Source organism: Mesoplasma corruscae, assembly GCF_002930145.1.
Taxonomy (GTDB): Bacteria; Bacillota_I; Bacilli_A; order Mycoplasmatales; family Mycoplasmataceae; genus Entomoplasma; species Entomoplasma ellychniae.
Window position 1 is genome coordinate 156258 of sequence record NZ_PHNF01000002.1, and the last position, 19616, is coordinate 175873.

12 protein-coding genes are annotated in these 19616 nt (G+C 25.0%); all 12 read left to right on the plus strand.

The features are described from left to right. The gene (locus tag MCORR_RS03255) at positions 1–2871 is read left to right on the plus strand and encodes a cation-translocating P-type ATPase (RefSeq protein ID WP_104208140.1); all 2871 of its coding nucleotides are present in this window, start codon (positions 1–3) and stop codon (positions 2869–2871) included. Between the two features lie 121 nt (positions 2872–2992). Beyond that, positions 2993–4330: an FAD-dependent oxidoreductase gene (locus MCORR_RS03260; RefSeq protein WP_104208141.1), complete on the plus strand. Its 1338-nt coding sequence runs from the start codon at positions 2993–2995 to the stop codon at positions 4328–4330. A gap of 5 nt (positions 4331–4335) precedes the next feature. Next, a complete protein-coding gene (locus tag MCORR_RS03265) occupies positions 4336–6048 on the plus strand; it encodes a dicarboxylate/amino acid:cation symporter (protein ID WP_104208142.1) in 1713 nt (570 codons plus the stop codon). 378 nt (positions 6049–6426) lie between these two features. After that, positions 6427–9054, plus strand: coding sequence for a valine--tRNA ligase (locus MCORR_RS03270; RefSeq protein WP_104208143.1), 2628 nt, complete (start codon positions 6427–6429; stop codon positions 9052–9054). A 46-nt stretch (positions 9055–9100) separates the two neighbouring features. Beyond that, positions 9101–10993 (plus strand): hypothetical protein, encoded by a 1893-nt coding sequence (locus tag MCORR_RS03275; RefSeq protein WP_104208144.1) that lies wholly within the window; start codon positions 9101–9103, stop codon positions 10991–10993. A 250-nt stretch (positions 10994–11243) separates the two neighbouring features. Then, entirely contained in the window at positions 11244–12833 is a 1590-nt protein-coding gene (locus tag MCORR_RS03280) for an ABC transporter transmembrane domain-containing protein (protein WP_104208145.1), read from the plus strand. 226 nt (positions 12834–13059) lie between these two features. Beyond that, the gene (locus MCORR_RS03805; protein ID WP_181021224.1) at positions 13060–13203 is read left to right on the plus strand and encodes a hypothetical protein; all 144 of its coding nucleotides are present in this window, start codon (positions 13060–13062) and stop codon (positions 13201–13203) included. 667 nt (positions 13204–13870) lie between these two features. Beyond that, positions 13871–14776: a hypothetical protein gene (locus tag MCORR_RS03285; protein ID WP_104208146.1), complete on the plus strand. Its 906-nt coding sequence runs from the start codon at positions 13871–13873 to the stop codon at positions 14774–14776. Then, on the plus strand, positions 14769–15863 hold the full coding sequence (gene yqeH, locus MCORR_RS03290) for a ribosome biogenesis GTPase YqeH (protein WP_104208147.1): 1095 nt from the start codon (positions 14769–14771) through the stop codon (positions 15861–15863). Before MCORR_RS03285 ends, yqeH begins: the two co-directional genes overlap by 8 nt. 49 nt (positions 15864–15912) lie before the next feature. After that, positions 15913–16140: a DUF896 domain-containing protein gene (locus MCORR_RS03295; protein WP_104208180.1), complete on the plus strand. Its 228-nt coding sequence runs from the start codon at positions 15913–15915 to the stop codon at positions 16138–16140. Beyond that, on the plus strand, positions 16127–18097 hold the full coding sequence (tkt, locus tag MCORR_RS03300) for a transketolase (RefSeq protein WP_104208148.1): 1971 nt from the start codon (positions 16127–16129) through the stop codon (positions 18095–18097). Before MCORR_RS03295 ends, tkt begins: the two co-directional genes overlap by 14 nt. 3 nt (positions 18098–18100) lie before the next feature. Beyond that, the gene (locus tag MCORR_RS03305; protein WP_104208149.1) at positions 18101–18349 is read left to right on the plus strand and encodes a YneF family protein; all 249 of its coding nucleotides are present in this window, start codon (positions 18101–18103) and stop codon (positions 18347–18349) included. The last annotated feature ends 1267 nt before the right edge of the window (positions 18350–19616 follow it).

Consider the following 19616-nt stretch of genomic DNA (forward strand, 5'->3'; position numbering starts at 1 on the left):
ATGAAAAAAATAGAGAGTTATAAAATAAAAGAAGTTGAAGTCCATTTTAAAAGTGATTTTAAAAATGGATTAACAGAACAAGAAGCGCAATCCAGACTGGAAAAAGATGGCAAAAATGAATTAGAAGTTAAAAAAATAACTCCATGATGAGTGATTTTATTACATTCTTTTATAGAACCGCTTCAAGTTATTTTAATGCTAGCTGCTATTGTTTCTATAATTGCGCCTGCTGCTGTTAATAATTGAAAAGTTTCATTACATGATTTTGTTGATTTTATAGTTATTATGTTAATTGTTATTGCTGATGCTATTTTAGAAACTGTTCAAACGGTTAAAGCAAGAAAAAGCGTTGATGCTTTAAAGTCACTTTCTAAACCAAGAGCAGTAGTTTTAAGAAATGGAAATCAAAAAGAAATTGCTGCTAGTGACTTAGTCGTTGGTGATATTGTTATTTTAGAAGCTGGTAAATATGTGCCAGCTGAGTTGAGAATCATTGAATCAGTTGATTTTATGATTGATGAATCTATTTTAACTGGTGAATCAGTTCCTGTGGAAAAAACTCATAATCCAATTAAAGAAACTAATATGTTAGCTGACATGAAAAATATTGCTTTTATGTCTACTTTTACAACAGCTGGTAGAGCAATCGGTGTTGTAATTAAAACAGCAAAAGAAAGTGAAATTGGAAAAATTTCTAAAGCTATTAATGATAATGATCAAGAACAAACACCTTTAGAAAAAAAACTTACAAAATTTAGTTATTGAATTTCATGTATTGCTGGGATTATTGGGATTATAGTATTTGTTTCTTTATTTGCAACTGGTAAAAGTGAGAATGGAGCATGAATTAGCTATTTAATGGTTTCTATTACTTTAGCAATTGGTGTTATTCCTGAATCATTAGCAGCTGTTGTTTCTATTACATTATCTTTTTCAACAAAAAGAATGGCTAAGAATAATGTTATTGTTAAAAAATTATCTAGTGTTGAAACTTTAGGTTCAGTTAATGTTATATGTACTGATAAAACAGGAACATTAACCCAAAATAAAATGACAGTTCAAAAAGTTATTTACAATAATAAAATAGTCAATGCTAAAGAGTATATTGCAGAAAATAATAAATTGCAAAAAGATTTATTATTAAAAGCACTTGTATTACCAAATGATGGAGTTACTGAAGGTGAAGAAAGAATTGGTGACCCAACTGAGTTAGCTTTAGTTGACTATGCTGAATTAATGAATATTGATGAACAAAAATATAGAAAAATGTATCAAAGAATTCATGAGTTACCTTTTAGTAGTGAAAGAAAATTAATGAGTACTTTAAACCAAGTAGATGATAAAAAAATAATTTTTACTAAAGGTGCGATTGATCAATTATTGAAAGTATGTAAAAAAATTATTATTGAAGATAAAATTGTACCTATATCTGAATCACACAAAAACGAAATATTGAAATCAAGTATGAATTTATCAAGTGATGCTCTTAGAGTTTTAGCTTTTGCCTACAAAGAAACTAATAATGATTTAGCCAAAGAAGAAGATTTAGTTTTTATTGGCGGTGTTGCTATGATTGATCCAGTTAGAAAAGAAGCTGTTTGAGCTATTGAACAAGCTAAGTCAGCTGGAATAGATGTTTGCATGATTACAGGTGATCATGCTATTACTGCACTTGCAATTGCTAGAGACTTAGGTTTGGCATTCGAAAAATCACAAGTTATTAGTTCTGATGAATTGGAAAAAATGAGTGATGAAGAATTAACTGATAAAATTGTCAATGTTAGAGTATTTGCAAGAGTTAATCCAGAACATAAAGTAAGAATTGTATCTTGTTTACAAAATAAAGGTTTTATAGTCTCTATGACTGGAGATGGAGTTAATGATGCGCCTTCATTATCAAAAGCTGAAATTGGGGTTGCTATGGGTATTACAGGTACTGATGTTGCCAAACAAGCAAGTGATGTAATATTGACTGATGATAATTTTGTAACAATTATGTTTGGTGTAAACGAAGGAAGAAATGTTTATCAAAAAATAAAAAGATCAATAACGTTATTAATGGGATTTAATTTAGCTAACGTGTTATCGATATTAATAATTTCATTAATAATTAAGGTTTCTCCTCTAGAAGCTACAAATATTTTATTTATTAATTTAATTGTAGAATCATGTTTAGCAATCGCAATTGGTATGGGTCCATTAGACAATTCTTTAATGAAGCAAAAACCAGTAGTTGGTAAAAATGGTTTGTTAAAAGGTCTAGCATTCTCTATTTTAAAAATAGGGATTGTATCTGCTGTTTTCACAGTTTTATCTTTCTTTATAGGAATGATGGCAACAGACACTGTTTATTGAGCAAAAAAAATAACTGAATTATCAGCAGAGCAATCATGATGACAACAAATTAAACTCATTAATTCACTTCAACAATTAGACGATTATATAATAACGGGTAGAACAAGTATGTTTATTACTATGGTGATTTCACCATTACTATTTGCTCATTTAATAAAATTGTCAAATTGAAAAGCTGATAAAAAAGTAAGTTTATTAATTTCAAAACCTTTAATAAATGCTTCTTTAATAGCTTTAGTATTATCTTTAGCTGTAATGTTTATTCCTTTAATTAATGACAAAGTTTTCAAGTTAATGGGATTTGGAACTAGTGAAGGATGAAATGCAAATAATGTTTGAGTTTTATTTTCAGCTTTAGGAATTGCATTTTTACCATTTATAAGTATTTTATTAATTGACATTATAGTTTTTTATTCATACCACTTATCAATTGCTAATTGAGACAAAAATCAAAAACTTGTAGCAGAGTTAGTTGAAATAGACACAAAAGAATTTCATAACAAAAAGAAAAAATAAATTTTTTAAACAACGAATTTAATTTGTTGTTTTTTTATATTTTTTGCATTTTAATTGCATTAAAGTAAGGTTAAAGTATTAATATTATAATAAGTTAATATTCGTGAAAAAAAGGAGTCTTATGAAAACCATAATAATTGGAGGATCTGCCACAGGGATGGGAGTTGCTGCAAAACTTAAAAGATTAGACCCAAAAAATGAAATTATTGTTATTCAAGACAAAGAATATGTATCACTGGGAGCTTGTGGAATACCTTATTTTGTGGGTGATAATTTTTCTAACCCTGAAACCTTAATTGCTAGAACAGTGGAAAAATTTGAAGAAACCGGAGTTAAGGTTATAAAAAATACTAAAGTAGATAATGTTAATTTTAAAAACAAAGAAGTATTTTTTAATAATGAATCTTTAAAGTATGATAAATTAGTTATAGCTGTTGGTTCCAAACCTATAATACCGTCCACTAAAAATGTTAATGCAAATAACATATTCACTGTTAACTCAAAAGAAGATGGAATAATAATTAAAAATAAAATAACAAAAGAAAGCAAAGTTTTAATTATAGGTTCTGGATTAATAGGTTTAGAGATGGTTGAAAATATTTATAATAGTAAGCATTCAAAGATAACCATTATAGAAAAAGCGGATAAAATTCTTAAAAATATTTTTGATGAGGAGTTTAGTGATTTAGTTGAAAATAAAATTCACGATAAAAATATTACTCTTATAAAAAATGATGAAGTTATTGAATTTTTAGTGGATAATAAAAACAATGTAACTCATGCTAAGACACGAAATGGTGAAACTATTGAATGTGACAGCGTTATTTTAAGTATTGGTGTTTTACCAAATACGCAATTGTTTAAAAAAACAAATTTAGAAATGGAATTAAATGGTGCTATTAAAATTAATCAATATTGTGAAACTAATATAGCAGATGTTTTTGCTGGGGGTGATTGTTGCAGTAGTTTAAGTTTCTTGTATAAAAACACAAAAACTTTTTACTTAGCTACAATAGCACACAAACAAGCAAAAATAATAGCTGATAATATAAATCAATCAAAGTCAAATCAGTTTATGGGCGGATTAGGTACAACTATAATTAGATTTTTTGATCTTGAGTTAGCTCGAAGTGGAGAAAACAGAACTTTTATGGAAAACCAAAAAATTAAAACAAGAGAAATTTTAATCAAAGATAAAGATCATACTAATTATGTTAGTAACCAAAAAGATTTATGACTAAAAATAATAGTTGATAATAATACAAATGAAATTATAAATGTTCAACTAGCAGGTAAAAATAAATCTGTTTTGAGAATATATGGATTAGTTAGTTTAATTTGATCAAGAGTTAAAGTTGATCATTCTTTAGAACAAATAGATTTACCATATTCTCCACCGTTTTCAAGAACAACAGATATAATACATATAGCTTTAAGTAAGTTATGTAAAGAAAGGTAATAAATATGTTATTAAGTAGTTTTAGAGAAACTTTTTTAGAAAAGTTTTTAAGTATCAGCACATGACAATCATTATTAGCTATTTTAATCTTTTTTGGTTTAATGAGCGGATTTTGATATGGACTAAAAAAAATTAAAATAAAATTTGTTTACAGAATTTTAATAGGAATGCTTATAGGATTCATTGTTGGAATAACAATACAAATAATAATAGGTTTTCCTGGTGGATCATGATTCTCTCACAGTGGTAATTCAGCATGAGCAATGATTGATGGTAATTGAATAGATATTTCTAAATATTATGTTTCTAATGAAGAAGATTTTGTTTCAATTTCTTCTATTGTTGATTTAGAAAATGCAGCTGATTTAATTAAAGGAACAATATTTTCTGATAATAATGGTACTGAAGCGTTTGTTAATGCTATAGTATCAGATCAGTCAATTAAACAAGGGGTACACTGAGTTATAGAGTTCAATGTATGAGCTTCTTTATTAAAGCAAGTTTTTATAAATGGTATATTATTAATTACTGTGCCTGTTGTTTTTATTGCTATATTTAAAGTTGTAGCTACACCTGGAACAAAAGGGTTGGGAAGAATATCTGGCAAAGCAGTAGCAATATTATTAATAAATGTTGCAATTGCATTTACAATAACTTTTTGATTGGGATATTTTTTGAAAATAGGAAATGGTTTAAATTTTGATAATCAATTACAGGGTGGTTCAGGAACAACTGATTCTAAATCTTTACCCTCAATTATTTGAGGTTATGTCCCTTCAAATTTTGTATCAGCGTTTTCTGCTGCTGCTGTTCTTCCAATAATTGTCTTAGCAATTTTATTTGGCACAGCAACAAAATTTGTTAGAAAAAAACATCCTGAATCAATGAATAATTTAATGAATTTCATGAATAGAGCATGAGACATTATAATGTCAGTCTTAATGATATTTATGAAAATAATGCCATTAGCAGTTATGTCCATGTTGGCAACTTCAATTACAACAAGAGCAATTGGTGCTCTTGGATCAATAGGATTAATTTTAGCTGTTGGGTACATTGGTTTATTTGTGATGCTTGGTTTTATGACATTAATCTTATTTGTTTCAGGTATCAATATAAAAGCATGGTGAAAGTATGCATGAAGACCTTTAATACAAGGTTTTTCAACTCAATCATCAAATGCAACTTTACCAATTACAATGCAAACTTTGAATAGTGAAATGAAAGTCAGTGATAAAGTAGTCAGCATAGTAGCCCCACTTTCAACTTCATTAGGATTAGTTGCTTGTGCTGGGGTTCAAGCTGGTTTAATTATGTCAGTTTTATATACAGGATCTGATTCAGTTAGTCAAATGAATATATTTGCTTACTTTATAATGGGTTTATTTACAACAGTTGTTGCAAGCATTGGGATTGCTGGAGTTCCTGGAACAGCTACAGTTGTTACTTCTGCTGTGCTAAACGGAATTGGATTTGGGCCATATTTTGCACCAGTCTATGCAATATTTGGAGCTATTGATGGATTATTTGATATGGGTAGAACAGCTACAAATGTTACTGGTGGTGTTTTTGCAGCAACACTTGTTGCTAAAGAAGAGGGTTTATTCGAAAATGAAACAGAATTAATATCTGCAAAAAAACTTGAAAGTATCAAAGACAAAATTTCTAAAAAAGAATCAAAAAAATCTAGAAAAATTTTTAGAAAAAATAAAAATTAATTTTAAAACTAACAAATGTTAGTTTTTTTTGTAATCAAAAAAAGAGATTAAAGTTAAACTTAGTTATGATGTTTTATAGAGCTAAAATGATTTTACAAAATTTTTTAATTGGTTCATAGTCATTTAATTGACGTTTTAATCTAATATTACAAAATGATAAAAAGTTTTTGATTATTACATTTAAAAAGTTTAATTAATAGTTAGCTTTATCATCAACATTTTTTTAAACAACAGTGGTCATAATTATTTTTGCTTTAAAGTTTATACTAATTTAAAAAAGAATAAAAAATCAAATCTTAAAATGGTTTAATTTTATATCCTAGATAATATATAATATATATAATTAAAAACTTTATCATAAGTAAAATAGGAGAAATAATGGCAAAAAAAGAGCTAGCGAGTAAATATAACAATGCAGAAGTAGAAAAAAATAAGTATCAATTATGAATGGATAAAAAATATTTTAAAGCTAATCCTAATTCAAATAAAAAACCATTTTCAATTATATTGCCACCACCAAATGTTACTGGTAAATTACATATTGGTCACGCATTTGGAGTTAGTATTCAAGATGCATTAATTAGATACAAAAAATTTAAAGGTTTTGACACTGTTTTTATCCCAGGGATGGATCATGCTGGAATAAGTACTCAAGTAAAAGTTGAAGCAAAATTAAAAGAACTAGGAATTAGTCGCTTTGATATTTCAAAAGAAGAGTTTTTAAAACATGTTTGAGATTGAAAAGAAGAGTATGCATTAACAATAAGAAATCAATGATCTAAAATGGGGCTTGGTTTTGACTATGATTTAGAAAAGTTTACACTTGACGCTGATGTTAACGCAAAAGTCCAAGAAATTTTTGTAGAATTTTATAATAAAAAATTAATTTATAAGGGTAAAAGAATTGTAAACTGAGATCCAATTCAAAAAACAGCTGTTTCTAATATTGAAGTTATTTACAAAGAAGTTGAAGGAGAAATGTTTTATTTTAAATATTTCTTAGAATCAAAAGATAATTTTTTATCAGTTGCTACAACCAGACCTGAAACTATGTTTGCTGACCAATGTATTGTAGTTAACCCAAATGATCAAAGATATGCTAAGTTTATTGGGAAGAATGTTATAAATCCAGTTAATAAAGAAATTATTCCAATTATTGCTGATGAATATGTTGAAATAGAATTTGGAACTGGTGTTATGAAATGTACACCAGCTCATGACTTAAATGACTTTGAGATTGGCGAAAGACATAATTTAGCAAAACCTATTTGTATGAATGAAGATGCAACGATTAATCAAATGGGTGGAGAACTTTATGCTGGATTAGATAGATTTACTGCTAGAAAAAAAATTATTGAACAAACTAAAAAAGATAATACTTTTATAAAGTCTGAAAAAATAGTTCACCAAGTTGGATATAGTGAGAGAAGTAATGCAATCATAGAACCTTACTTGTCTGATCAATGATTTGTGGATATGAAACCATTTCAACAAATGATTCTTGAAATGCAACAAAATGATCCAGAAATTGTTTTTTATCCAAAAAGATTTAATGATGTATTGATTAAATGAATGGAGAATGTTCATGATTGAACAATTTCAAGACAGTTATGATGGGGACATCAAATTCCTGCTTGATACCATATTGATGACAAATCAAAAATTTATGTAGGAACAAAACCTCCAATTGATATTGAAAATTGAGTGCAAGATCAAGACGTTTTAGATACATGATTTTCATCTGGTTTATGACCTTTTGTAACAACTATGCGCAGCGAAAATGAACAATCAGTTTACTTTAAAAAATACTTTCCAATTAGTGTTATGGTAACTGGATTTGATATTATATTTTTTTGAGTTGCAAGGATGATATTTCAAACTAAAGAATATACAAATAAAATACCATTTAAAAATGTTTTGATTCATGGTTTGGTTAGAGCTGAAGATGGTGCTAAAATGAGCAAGTCTGCTGGGAATGGTGTTGATCCTATGCAAATTATTGAAGAAAAAGGAGCTGACGCTTTAAGGTTTTTTTTACTAAATGGTTCGACTCCAGGTTTAGATTTTAAATTCAGTGAAATAAAAATTACCTCGGCTTGAAACTTTATTAACAAACTTTGAAATGCTTCCAGATATGTAATGATCAACATTGATGATTCATTTGTTTTAAACAAAAATTTTTACAATGAATTAAAACTAAGTGATGCTGATAAATGAATTCTTACACAATTGAGCATTGTTGAAAAATCAGTTAGTGAATTAATGGATAAATATGAATTTGCTCTTGTTGGTAAAATACTTTATGATTTTGTTTGAAATACATATTGTAGTTGATATATAGAATTGTCAAAAGTGAATTTAAATGATTCAGTTAAAAAAGCAGCATCTAACCAAACGCTTGTTTATGTTTTAAAAAATATTTTAGTTATGCTACATCCATTTATTCCATTTGTGACTGAACATATATACCAAAATTTAAATATGAAAGACTCTATTTTAGAAGAAAACTGATTAAAAATAAATCACTGTTATGAAACTGATTATCTTAATATTGTTATAGATTTAATTGGTTCAATTAGAGAATTTAAGGCAATTAATAATTTAAATAACAAAACTCACTTAGTCTTTCAAATTAATAACTTAACTTTTGATAAAAATAAAATTATTAACAAAAATTTAAATCAAATAAATGAATTTTTATTATCATTTGTTAATTCCAAAATTATTTTAGATATAAATGATGATAATAAAAAAACAATTATTCCTATTCAAGACTTTACAATTGAAATAAATAATGATGAATTTATTGATAATGAAAAAATGCTAAAAGAAATGATAATTCAAAAACAGAGTCTTGAACAAGAGCTTTTAAGATCTGAAAAAATGTTAAATAACATTAACTTTATTGCTAAAGCTAATCCAGATAAAATAGTTGAAGAAAAAGCTAAGTATGAGCAATACAAAATTCAATTAGAATTAATCAACAATAAACTAAACAAGATTTAATAAATAAAGTTATAATTTAAATAAGAATGTAATTTGAAAGGTTTTTATGAGAAAAGTTTCTTTAGATTTAATTAAAAAAATAAATAACTATGTTTTAATTCAAAAAGTTTCAAATGATGCTGTTTTAATTTTAATTAATCATGAAATAAAATTGTATCCTCATGACATTCAAGAACATATTAAAAAGTATATAAAGTATTTATTGTGATTAGACGATAATCAAAAAGATACTAAAAATGCTTGAGATAAATATATAAATCGTGTTGAATGATTAGAAGAACAAAACTCTAAAGATTCATTACCATCACAAAGTAATAAATCAAGAATGCAAAGAATCGTTCAAGATTTTGAAGAACAAGAAAAACTTTTAAAACAAAAGCGTGAAAATAATAAAAGATTAGAATCAATATCAAAAGAATTATGAAAAGACCATATTAGTGATCAAGAAGATATTCAAATGGCTTTTGAAGAAGTTATATTATCTAATGGGGAAACTTTTATTGCTACTTTAATTGAAGAATCATTGGTTTTGGACGAGGGAACTAATGAGGATTTAAATCAAACAATTATTTTTGATGATGAATTAAACACAATTTTAACTGAAGATAAACTTGAAGATACAAAACTTGAAGATATTATTCAAATTGCAGAAAATGAAAATGCAGTTCAAGATAATGCTTCTTTAGATGAAATGCTTTTAAATAATTTAATGAAAGAGTCAGAAGAATTAATTGAAGATCAATTAGAAGATTTATCAAAAGTAGAAACTCAATCAACTGATATTTTAACTTTAGATTTATTACATGAACTCGAAAAAAATGATCAGAAAACTTCTACATTCGGAAAAACATTTAGAGCTCTTCCAATTATTGACTTAGAAGACGAAGAACAGGAAGAAGAATTTAAACAATTTAGTTCTAATAAATCAGTTGATGAGATATTAAATGAAATTAATTTAAGACTTGATAACAATAACAGCGAATTATTTAGACTAAACGAAGATGATGTTAAAGACGAAGACATATCAACATCTGATTATTTTATGTTTGAAGATGTTATTTCAAAAGACTCATCAATTGAACCAGAAATTTCATATAATCAAGATTTAATTGATGGTAACACAATTATGATTGAAGAAGAAAATCAAGAAGAATCAAATGAAGATTTTATAATTGTTGATGATTACACTTCTAAAACTAATCTAGAAGAATTGAGAAGTTTTGAAGAAGAATTTTCAGATATTATTATTGATAAATCACAATTGGTAGAAGAAGGTTTTGATTCAAGTTTAAAAACTCCTGAAGCTTTGGCTAATAATAATGAAAACATACTTTATAATTCAAATGAAAAAAGTTTGGATAATCAAAATACTACTAATGATAAAGTTGAATTTTCCTTACAAGCAAAAACTGAAAGTTTAACAGAAAATGAGATAAAAAAAGCATCAATTGAAAGTCAAGATTATGCTGAATTTGAACTTGAACAAAATGCTTTAGATACAATAATTAGTGATTCTTCATCACAAATATTGGTTGATAAAGAAGAAACATATTTAACAATTAGAAAGTATGATGATTTGCCTTTAGAAGAGTTTATTTTGAACGCTGAAGAAAAGACATTATTTGAAACAACTTCTGAAGATGAAGAGACAGTTGATCAATCAATGTTTGAAGACTCAACACTACAAACATTTGCTGAAAATCAGAATTCAACACTTGGAGCATTAGAGTTTTTAAATCAACTAGAAGATAAGTATTCAACATTATTAGAAGTTGATTCTGAAGACATTAATAATACACTTCAAGATTCACAAGAGTTTAAAACTAAATCAACAAATACAATGGAAGCTTTAGATTTTTTAGATAAAATGAACAATAAATATAGTGAAATTTTAGATGAAGAAGAAGATTTAACAGAATTTTTAGAAGAAATAGAATAATAGCAAGTTAAAATAAATACCAAAAAGGAAGTAAAAGAGAAAGTTTAGAGTTTTCTCTTTTACTTCCTTTTTTTTGCTATAAAGTTGTCTAGCATTTTTAATATCAATTGTTCATTATTTTTCATAGATAACTTTAATAGTTTTATCATATTTTATTTTAGATACAATTTATTTTTTATGATAAAAAAACAACTAATATTTGTTAAATAATATTTTTAGTTTATAATTTAAAAGAGATGGAGAAATGTTTATGAAAATAATTATTAAACACCATTTTTGACTTTTTTTAATTAATATATTTTTGACAATTGTTGGATCTATTGGGACACTTTTCTTTGCTTACTTTTTTGGTAAAGTTATTGAGTTTGCAATTTCTAAAGATTTGCAAAGCTTTATTTTTTATATAATTGTTGCTTTGCTAACAACTACCATCGCTATTGTTTCTGATTACTTGTCAGTGTTAATTCAAAATAAAATAATTAAGGAAATTAACCAAGAATTACGTAAAAAATATTATGACAAAATTTTATCTGATCAATTTAATAGTAATATAGACACTGGAAAATTTATAAATAATTCATCAAACAAAATATCTCAATTAGAAATATTTTATTATGAAAGTGTTTTTTCAATTTTTAATGGAATTTGTTTTTTAATTTTATCAATAGTTATGGTTATTTATTACAATTGATTAATTTTTATAATAACAACTTTTTTTTCAATTTTAGTGTTTTTAGTTCCTTTTTTAACAACTAAAAAATCCCAAAAAAAAATACAAATTTCTAATCAAGCAAACGATGATTTTTTACAGTTTAGCAAAGATAGTGTTAAATCATATTGAAATTATTGAAGCTTAAATAAAACGAATAAACTTAAGTCCGATTTAATGAAAATATCAAATAATTATGAAAAAGAAAATAAGATAAATAAAAACTTTCAAGGATTGCAAGTTATGTTAAGTACAATAACAATTTATTTAATTCAAATTATTTTAATAACTTTAATTTCATTTTTTTTATTTAAAAATATTTTTACAGTTGCAATTGTTGTAACTTTGTCACAAGTAACATCACAATATATTCAATCATTTGGAATAATTCTAAATCATTTTATTAAATATTTAAACTTACGCAAAACAAATAATGAGATTAATGAACCCTATATCAAAGAATTAGAAAATTTCACAAAGACTAAAGTCATTGATGAAAAATTAGATTCAATAATATTTAAAAATTTCACATTTAAATATGATGAAACAACAATTTTGGATAAAATAAATTTAAAAATAATTAACGGTGATAAAGTTTTAATTTTGGGAAAATCAGGAGTTGGTAAATCCACTTTGCTAAAGCAATTATTTTATCCAAGATTATTTGAAGAAAAAAGTGAAATATTCATAAATGATATGAGTTGTGAAAATTATGACATTCGTAAACAAGCAGTTTACATTGATCAAGATATTTTTTTAAGTAAGGACACAATTTGAAACAATATTACATTGGCAAATCCTGAAATCAACAAGGAAGAAGTTGATTATTATTTAAATTTTTTGCAATTAAACCATTTAATTGATAGATTAGAATTTGGTCTTGAAACAATTATTCTAGATAACATGCAAAATTTGAGTGGCGGAGAAAGACAGCGTTTTGCAATTTTGAGAGGTTTGGTTGCAAAAAAACCTTGGTTGTTTTTGGATGAAGTTAACTCTGCATTAGATAAAAAAACTTCAGGCTTAATAATGAATTATTTATTAGATAAAAAAGCTTTCACTATTATTATGGTTGCTCATCATATTGAAAAGGAGCACTTAATTAAGTTCAACAAAATTATTAAATTATAATTCATTTTTAAAATTTTAAAGTCTTAAAATTTTAAATTGTCATATATTTTTTTATTTTATATACAAATAAGTTTTTTGATAAAATGTATTTCATCTTTTTTTCATTTTGACTAATACCGAAATATTTATTACTAATTTAATTTAATTATTTACTAATATTTTATATTAATAATTAAGAACCAGCAAATTTCAAAACAACTAATATCTTTAAAAAATTATTTTAATTATGTCAAATAGAAGTAACTTTTTAAAAAGCTTAACTCATCAAGGATTTCATTTAATCACCTTTATAACCTTAATATTACATGATATTTTAAAACAACCAACACTAAAAGAAAAAGGTACTTACATCGATGGTCAAAATGCATAATTCTAAGTGATAATGCCTCAATTAATTAGAAAGTAAAATGTCTTAAAGCCTCAAATTTATAATTGAGGTTATGAAATGAGAACAAAGTTAGACGAATGTATTCGAAGCTATTGAACAAATAGTGAAGAGCAAGATTACAAAATAAAATCAGCAATCATACTTAATTGCACAATATGAAAGATTAATACAAAAATAATAAGATAAAAAAATGGCATAAAAGGTTTATTCATAAAAAATATAATAAAAAACCTAATAACCAACACTTATTTTTGTAGTTAAGAAAATTTTAAAACTAAGATTTTAAATTTACTATGATTTTAGTTATTTACATTTTTGAGAAAAATTAATTCAAGATCACGGTATTAAGATTTCTTATAAAATATTAATTTTTTATTCTTGAAAAACAATATATTATTTAACCTTTTTTTCACACCGTTCTTCTAGGAAGAAAATCATCTCAATGATATAGAACAATAAATTTGCAAAAATATTTTAAATAAATAATAAAAACTCAATTTTATGACTGTGCTTTTATCAATATTGTTAATTTTTATTTAATACTTACTTTTTTGGTATCCCTACAAGTCTATTATTTTTTTTATTTCAAAAACTTATATTAATAATAATTAACATTATAGTAAAATTATATTAATAGAAATGATTTGTGATGAGATATAAAGACTTAAAAATTGATGGTCAAAAAGTTATTTTAAATAATAATCAAAGTATTTTTTTTGATACTAACAATATTCAAAAAAATATTTCAGAAATTAAATTTCCTGTTTTGATTGTTGATACAGAATTTTTTAACAGAAGTCATGACTTAGAAAAAACAGAACCACATTTATATGATGAACAAAATAAAGACCAAGTTTATTTAATAAATTATTCATTCGCTAAATCTTTTAAAGAAATAGAAATTAGAAATAATTTTAAATCTATAAACAATTTATCCATTAAAAGAAAACCAAATGATCTTAATTATGATTTTAAAAAACAACATGACTCAATGTTTGCAAGTTTTATGAGCATGTGTTTTAATAAAAATATTAAAACAATAATTTTTGCAGGACAAGATAATGACAAAAAAATATTAGAGAATTGAATTAATTCACATAAATCATTATTTCATAATAGAAAAAGTGATTTATTTATTTTGAATAAAGAAACAAATACTTATAAATTAAATAGTTTTGATATTTATGACTTATTAGAACAAACCTTAAGTTTCACTAACTTTGACAGTGAAGGTAATAAATTCTATAATGAAAACAATTTAAAAAACGGTCAAAAGGAACAAACCATAGCTCTTCGTAGTTTAAAAAAATTTTTTAATTACACCAAAACATTGCATACTAATGTTGATTTTGAAGAAGAAGATATATCATTTTTATGTACAAAAGCCTTAAAGTTTTATTCATTAAAAAAGTTGGATGAAAAACAACATGCATATTTATCAAAATTTATAAAAGATGTCAAAAAACATTGTTATAATGATGTTTTAAAAATTTTATTGTTGATAAAATTTATTAATTACATATATTGAAAGATTGTGGAGAAAAAAGATGAATAATTGCATAGGATGTGGAATTTATAAACAAATAGAAGATCAAAATAACCCAGGTTATGCTGCTAAAATAGATAATCTTTATTGTTTAAGATGCTTTAAAATTAAAAACTACAACGAACTTATTGCTCAAGAAATAAAAGCAAGTGATTTTATTGAAAAATTAAAAGAAGTTATTAAATCAGAAAAACCAACAACAGAGTTTTACTATATACTAGACATTTATGACTTAAATGCTTCAAGAATTATTGAATTAGAAGAATTGTTGAGCAAATTTAAAGTAATTATTATTATAAATAAAATTGATCTATTACCCAAATCTGTAAAATTAAGTAAAATAAGAAAATATATAACTGAACTTTTTGCAAAAACAAGTTTAAAAAAATGTGACATTATTTTAATGACCACAACTAAAAAGATTTTTGTTAATTCACTTTTAAATAAAGTGAAAAAAACACAAACAGTTAAATATTTTATAGGTTCTTCAAATGTTGGTAAATCATCAATCATTAACGCTATAATGACTGCTAATAATTTAATTCCTCAAGTTTTAGTTTCTAATTATTTTAATACAACATTAGAATTTATAGATATTAAGTTAGATAGTCAGACTAAACTAATTGATACACCAGGAATAAGCAGGCAAAATTCTATAGCTAACTTAACAACTAATAAACAACAAAAACATATGTATTTTACAAAAGAATTAAAGCAAATAACATATCAATTAAACAGTAATAATTCAATATTTTATGAAGCTTTATGTTGATTTGACTTTTTATCAGAAAAGGAAATAGAAAATAGTTTTCATGTTTATACAAATAAAGATATTAAAACACATAGAACTAGTTTAAAAAATAGTTTAAACTATTATGAAAAAAATAAATTTTTACTAGATTTAAATATAAAAAATAAAAATATTAGTAAGTATGAATTTTTATTTGATAAAAAATCATTTAATAAAGAATATGATATTGTGATTTCAGGACTAGGTTGAATTAGTTTTAAAGTAACTAAAGAATTTAAAATCGTGATTAATATTCCAACAGATAACAATAAAGTTGATGTTGTATTAAGAAGGTCCATCATTTAATAGGTTAAAATACTTATATTAGGGGGTTTAAATGAAAGATACAAATAGCATGTCAATGAGTGAAATTATAGCCAATATTAATGAATTAGCAGCAATAAAAAAGTCTAGAGAATTAACAAAAGAAGAAAATATTTTTAGAGAAGCTTTAAAAAGGGTTTATATAAGCAATTTTAGAGCAGGATTAGAACAACAAATATTAAATACTAAAGTTGTAAATAAAAAAGGAGAAGATATAACTCCAGAAAAAATTAAAGAGGTAAGAAATGAACATAAATAAAAATAATCATAATTTAAATGCTTTAAGAATTTTAGGTATTGAATCTATTAATAAAGCAAATTCAGGTCATCCTGGTATAGTTTTGGGAGCAGCACCTATAGTTTATACATTGTTCAATAAAATTATGAAACACAACCCAAAAAACCCCAATTGATTTGATCGTGATAGATTTATTTTATCAGCTGGTCATGGTAGTGGATTATTATATTCTGCTTTACATTTAGCTGGTTATGATCTGAGTATTGATGATCTTAAACAATTTAGACAGTTAAATTCAAAAACTCCTGGTCATCCTGAATCTCATTTAACACAAGGTGTTGAAGTAACAACTGGTCCATTAGGGCAGGGAATAGCGATGGGAGTTGGTTTTGCAGTGGCTGAAGCGCATTTAGCAAGTATTTTTAATAAAAATACTGATTTAATTAACCATAATACATTTGTATTATGTGGAGATGGAGATTTACAAGAAGGTGTTTCTTATGAAAGTATTTCATTTGCAGGTAGACAAAAATTAAGCAAGTTAATTTTAATACATGATTCAAATGACATTCAATTAGACTCAGAAGTTAAAGCAGTTCAATCAGAAGATTTACATTTAAGATTTAAATCATGTGGGTGAGAAACTTTTAAAATTGAAGATGGTGAAGATTTACAAATGATAGAATCGACTATATTAAAAGCACAAAAAAGTGATAAACCATCATATATTGAAGTTAAAACAATTATTGGAATTGGTGCTACAAATCAAGGAACAACTGGAGTTCATGGTGCTCCAGTTGGAAATGATATTTTAAATGTAAAATCTTATTTTGGATGAAGCGAAGAAGAATTTATTATTCCAAAAGATGTTTATAAACATTGAGAGCAAAATTGTATTATTAAAAATGAAGTAATTGAAAAAGAATGAATGAAAAAACTTAGTTCATTAGACAAAGAATTATTGCTAAAATTTAATAATCACTTAAATAACGAAATTAATTTTGATTTTAAGTCGCTGTTAAATGAAATACCTTTAAAAAATGAAGCAACTAGAGTAAGCAGTGGAAACATTTTTGATAAAATAAATAACTCACAAACAAATTTAATTGGAGGTAGTGCTGATTTAGTTGGTTCAACTAAAATTAAAGGTGCTGATGGCATATTTGATATTAATAATCGTAGTGGACGTAATATTTTGTATGGTGTAAGAGAGTTTGCAATGGGTGCTATTAATAACGGTATTTACAAGCATGGAGGTTTAATTCCGTTTGCTTCAGGATTTTTTGTATTTGCTGATTATATGAAACCAGCAATAAGATTAGCATCAATTATGGAAAATAAAACTTTGTTTATTTTTACACATGATTCAATTGCTGTTGGTGAAGATGGACCTACACATCAACCAATCGAACAATTAGCAATGATTAGAAGTATTCCAAATCATATGTTATTTAGACCATGTGATTATGCTGAAACTTTAGCAAGTTATGAATACATGCTAAATAAGTTAACAAAAACACCTTCAAGTTTGATCCTTACAAGACAAGATTTAAAACAGTTACCTCACAATAATGTATTTGAAGAAGTGTCTAAAGGTGCCTACATTATTAAAGATGCAAAAGATGCACAAATTACTTTAATAGCTACTGGTAGTGAAGTTGAATTAGCAATTAGTGTTAGTGAATTATTAGATGATCAAAATTTTAAAACAAAGGTTGTATCTATGCCTTCAACTAATTTATTTGATCAACAATCTCAAACATATAAGGATTCAATAATTGACAAAAAAACTTTAAGAATTTCAATTGAGATGGGAACTACTTATGGGTGAGATAAGTATACAGGAGATAATGGATTAAATTTTGGTATTGATAAGTTTGGAGCTAGTGCACCAGCTATTGATGTAATTAAAGAATATGGGTTTACAAAAGAACAAATATTTAATACAATTATAAAAGCAATTAGAAAAGAGAAATAAAATATGATTCTAGCATCAACATTTTCAAGTGGAGCTTTAGCAGGTATGTTAATTGGAGTTATTATCGGGGCTATAATTATTGGAATCATTATTGGTTTTTTTATAACAAGAGCTATGGTAAGAAAACAAATTAAAGACAATCCACCAGTAACAGAAAAACAAATTAGAGCAATGTATATGAGTATGGGCAGAAAACCCAGTGAAGCTGATATAAAAAGAACAATGCGTTCAATGCAACAAGCTAAAAAATAAAAAATGAAGTAAAAGGTTTTTAATAGAAATCTTTTTTTATTTATGTAAGTTTAAACTTATAATTATTTTTTTAATCTATAAAAAATAACAAATACTATCAAATAGTAAATGATGTTGTTGTAATGAATAGAGAAATAAAAATTTAACAAAAACTTAATCTATTTAATATTAAACTTAAGTGTGAAGAATGTACTTCACACTTTTTTGGTAATGAATTAAAATTTATTTTTTTGATTTATGCTAGTTGTTTAATAGCTAAATTAACTCTCTTGCACTTTTATAAAAAGTTGCATGGTTTTCTTTTCAAACTTAGTTATGATCCATTTAAAACCTTTTTGATAAAACAAGTTCAAAGGCAAAAAATTATATTAACTTTATGTGATTCACAGTGCCCAAAAGTGTTTTTTATGATTATCTACTTTTAATGCATCTATTTATATTATAATTTTAATAAATTCTTTATTTACTCATTACCTGAATTCATATTATTTATGCAAGCTAATTTTTATTCTTTATGTAATGTTTTTTAAGAACTTATACATGATCTTTCAATCTTACTTTTTTTATATACTGAAGCACATAATAAAGCAATTTTTAGTTGAATGGGCATAAATTTATATTTTGTATTAGTATCACTTTGATGAGTATTTGCTTTGTTGAAAAAATGACAATTCTTTTATCAGTTAATATTTTTTCTTGATTGCAATAATTTAAAAAGATATTCTTGTAGTCATATAATACACCTATAGTGCTTCTTGTTTATCAAGGTAAGCAGAAAGTGTGATTCCAGTTTAACTGTAAATAAAAGCATGAAGTCTTCATTTTTCCTTTTTTAATTTAATTATGAATAGAAGCTTCAGTTTTGACACATTCTCTAAAAAAATCTTTATTGGTTGTAAAGGGTTGGTAGATTTGGAGTCTAGACTTTTATTATTTAAAAATTTTTTTAAATTCTGTTGTCAGCACTTTTATCTTCTTTAATTTTTTTCATCATTTTCTTTGAAGTTGAACGATATAAAAAGGTTAAATATTATACTGTTTTTCAAGAATAAAAATTAATTTTTTATAAGAAATCTTAATATTATGACCCTGAATTAATTTTTCTTAATAATGTAATATAACTAAAATTATAGTAAAATTTCCCATCTTAGTTTTTAATTTATGTTATCTAGAACATTAGGTGTTGCTTATTGTTTTTTAATACAATTTTTATGAACAAAACCTTTTATACTATTTTATTTTTTTTATCTTATTATTTTTTGTATTA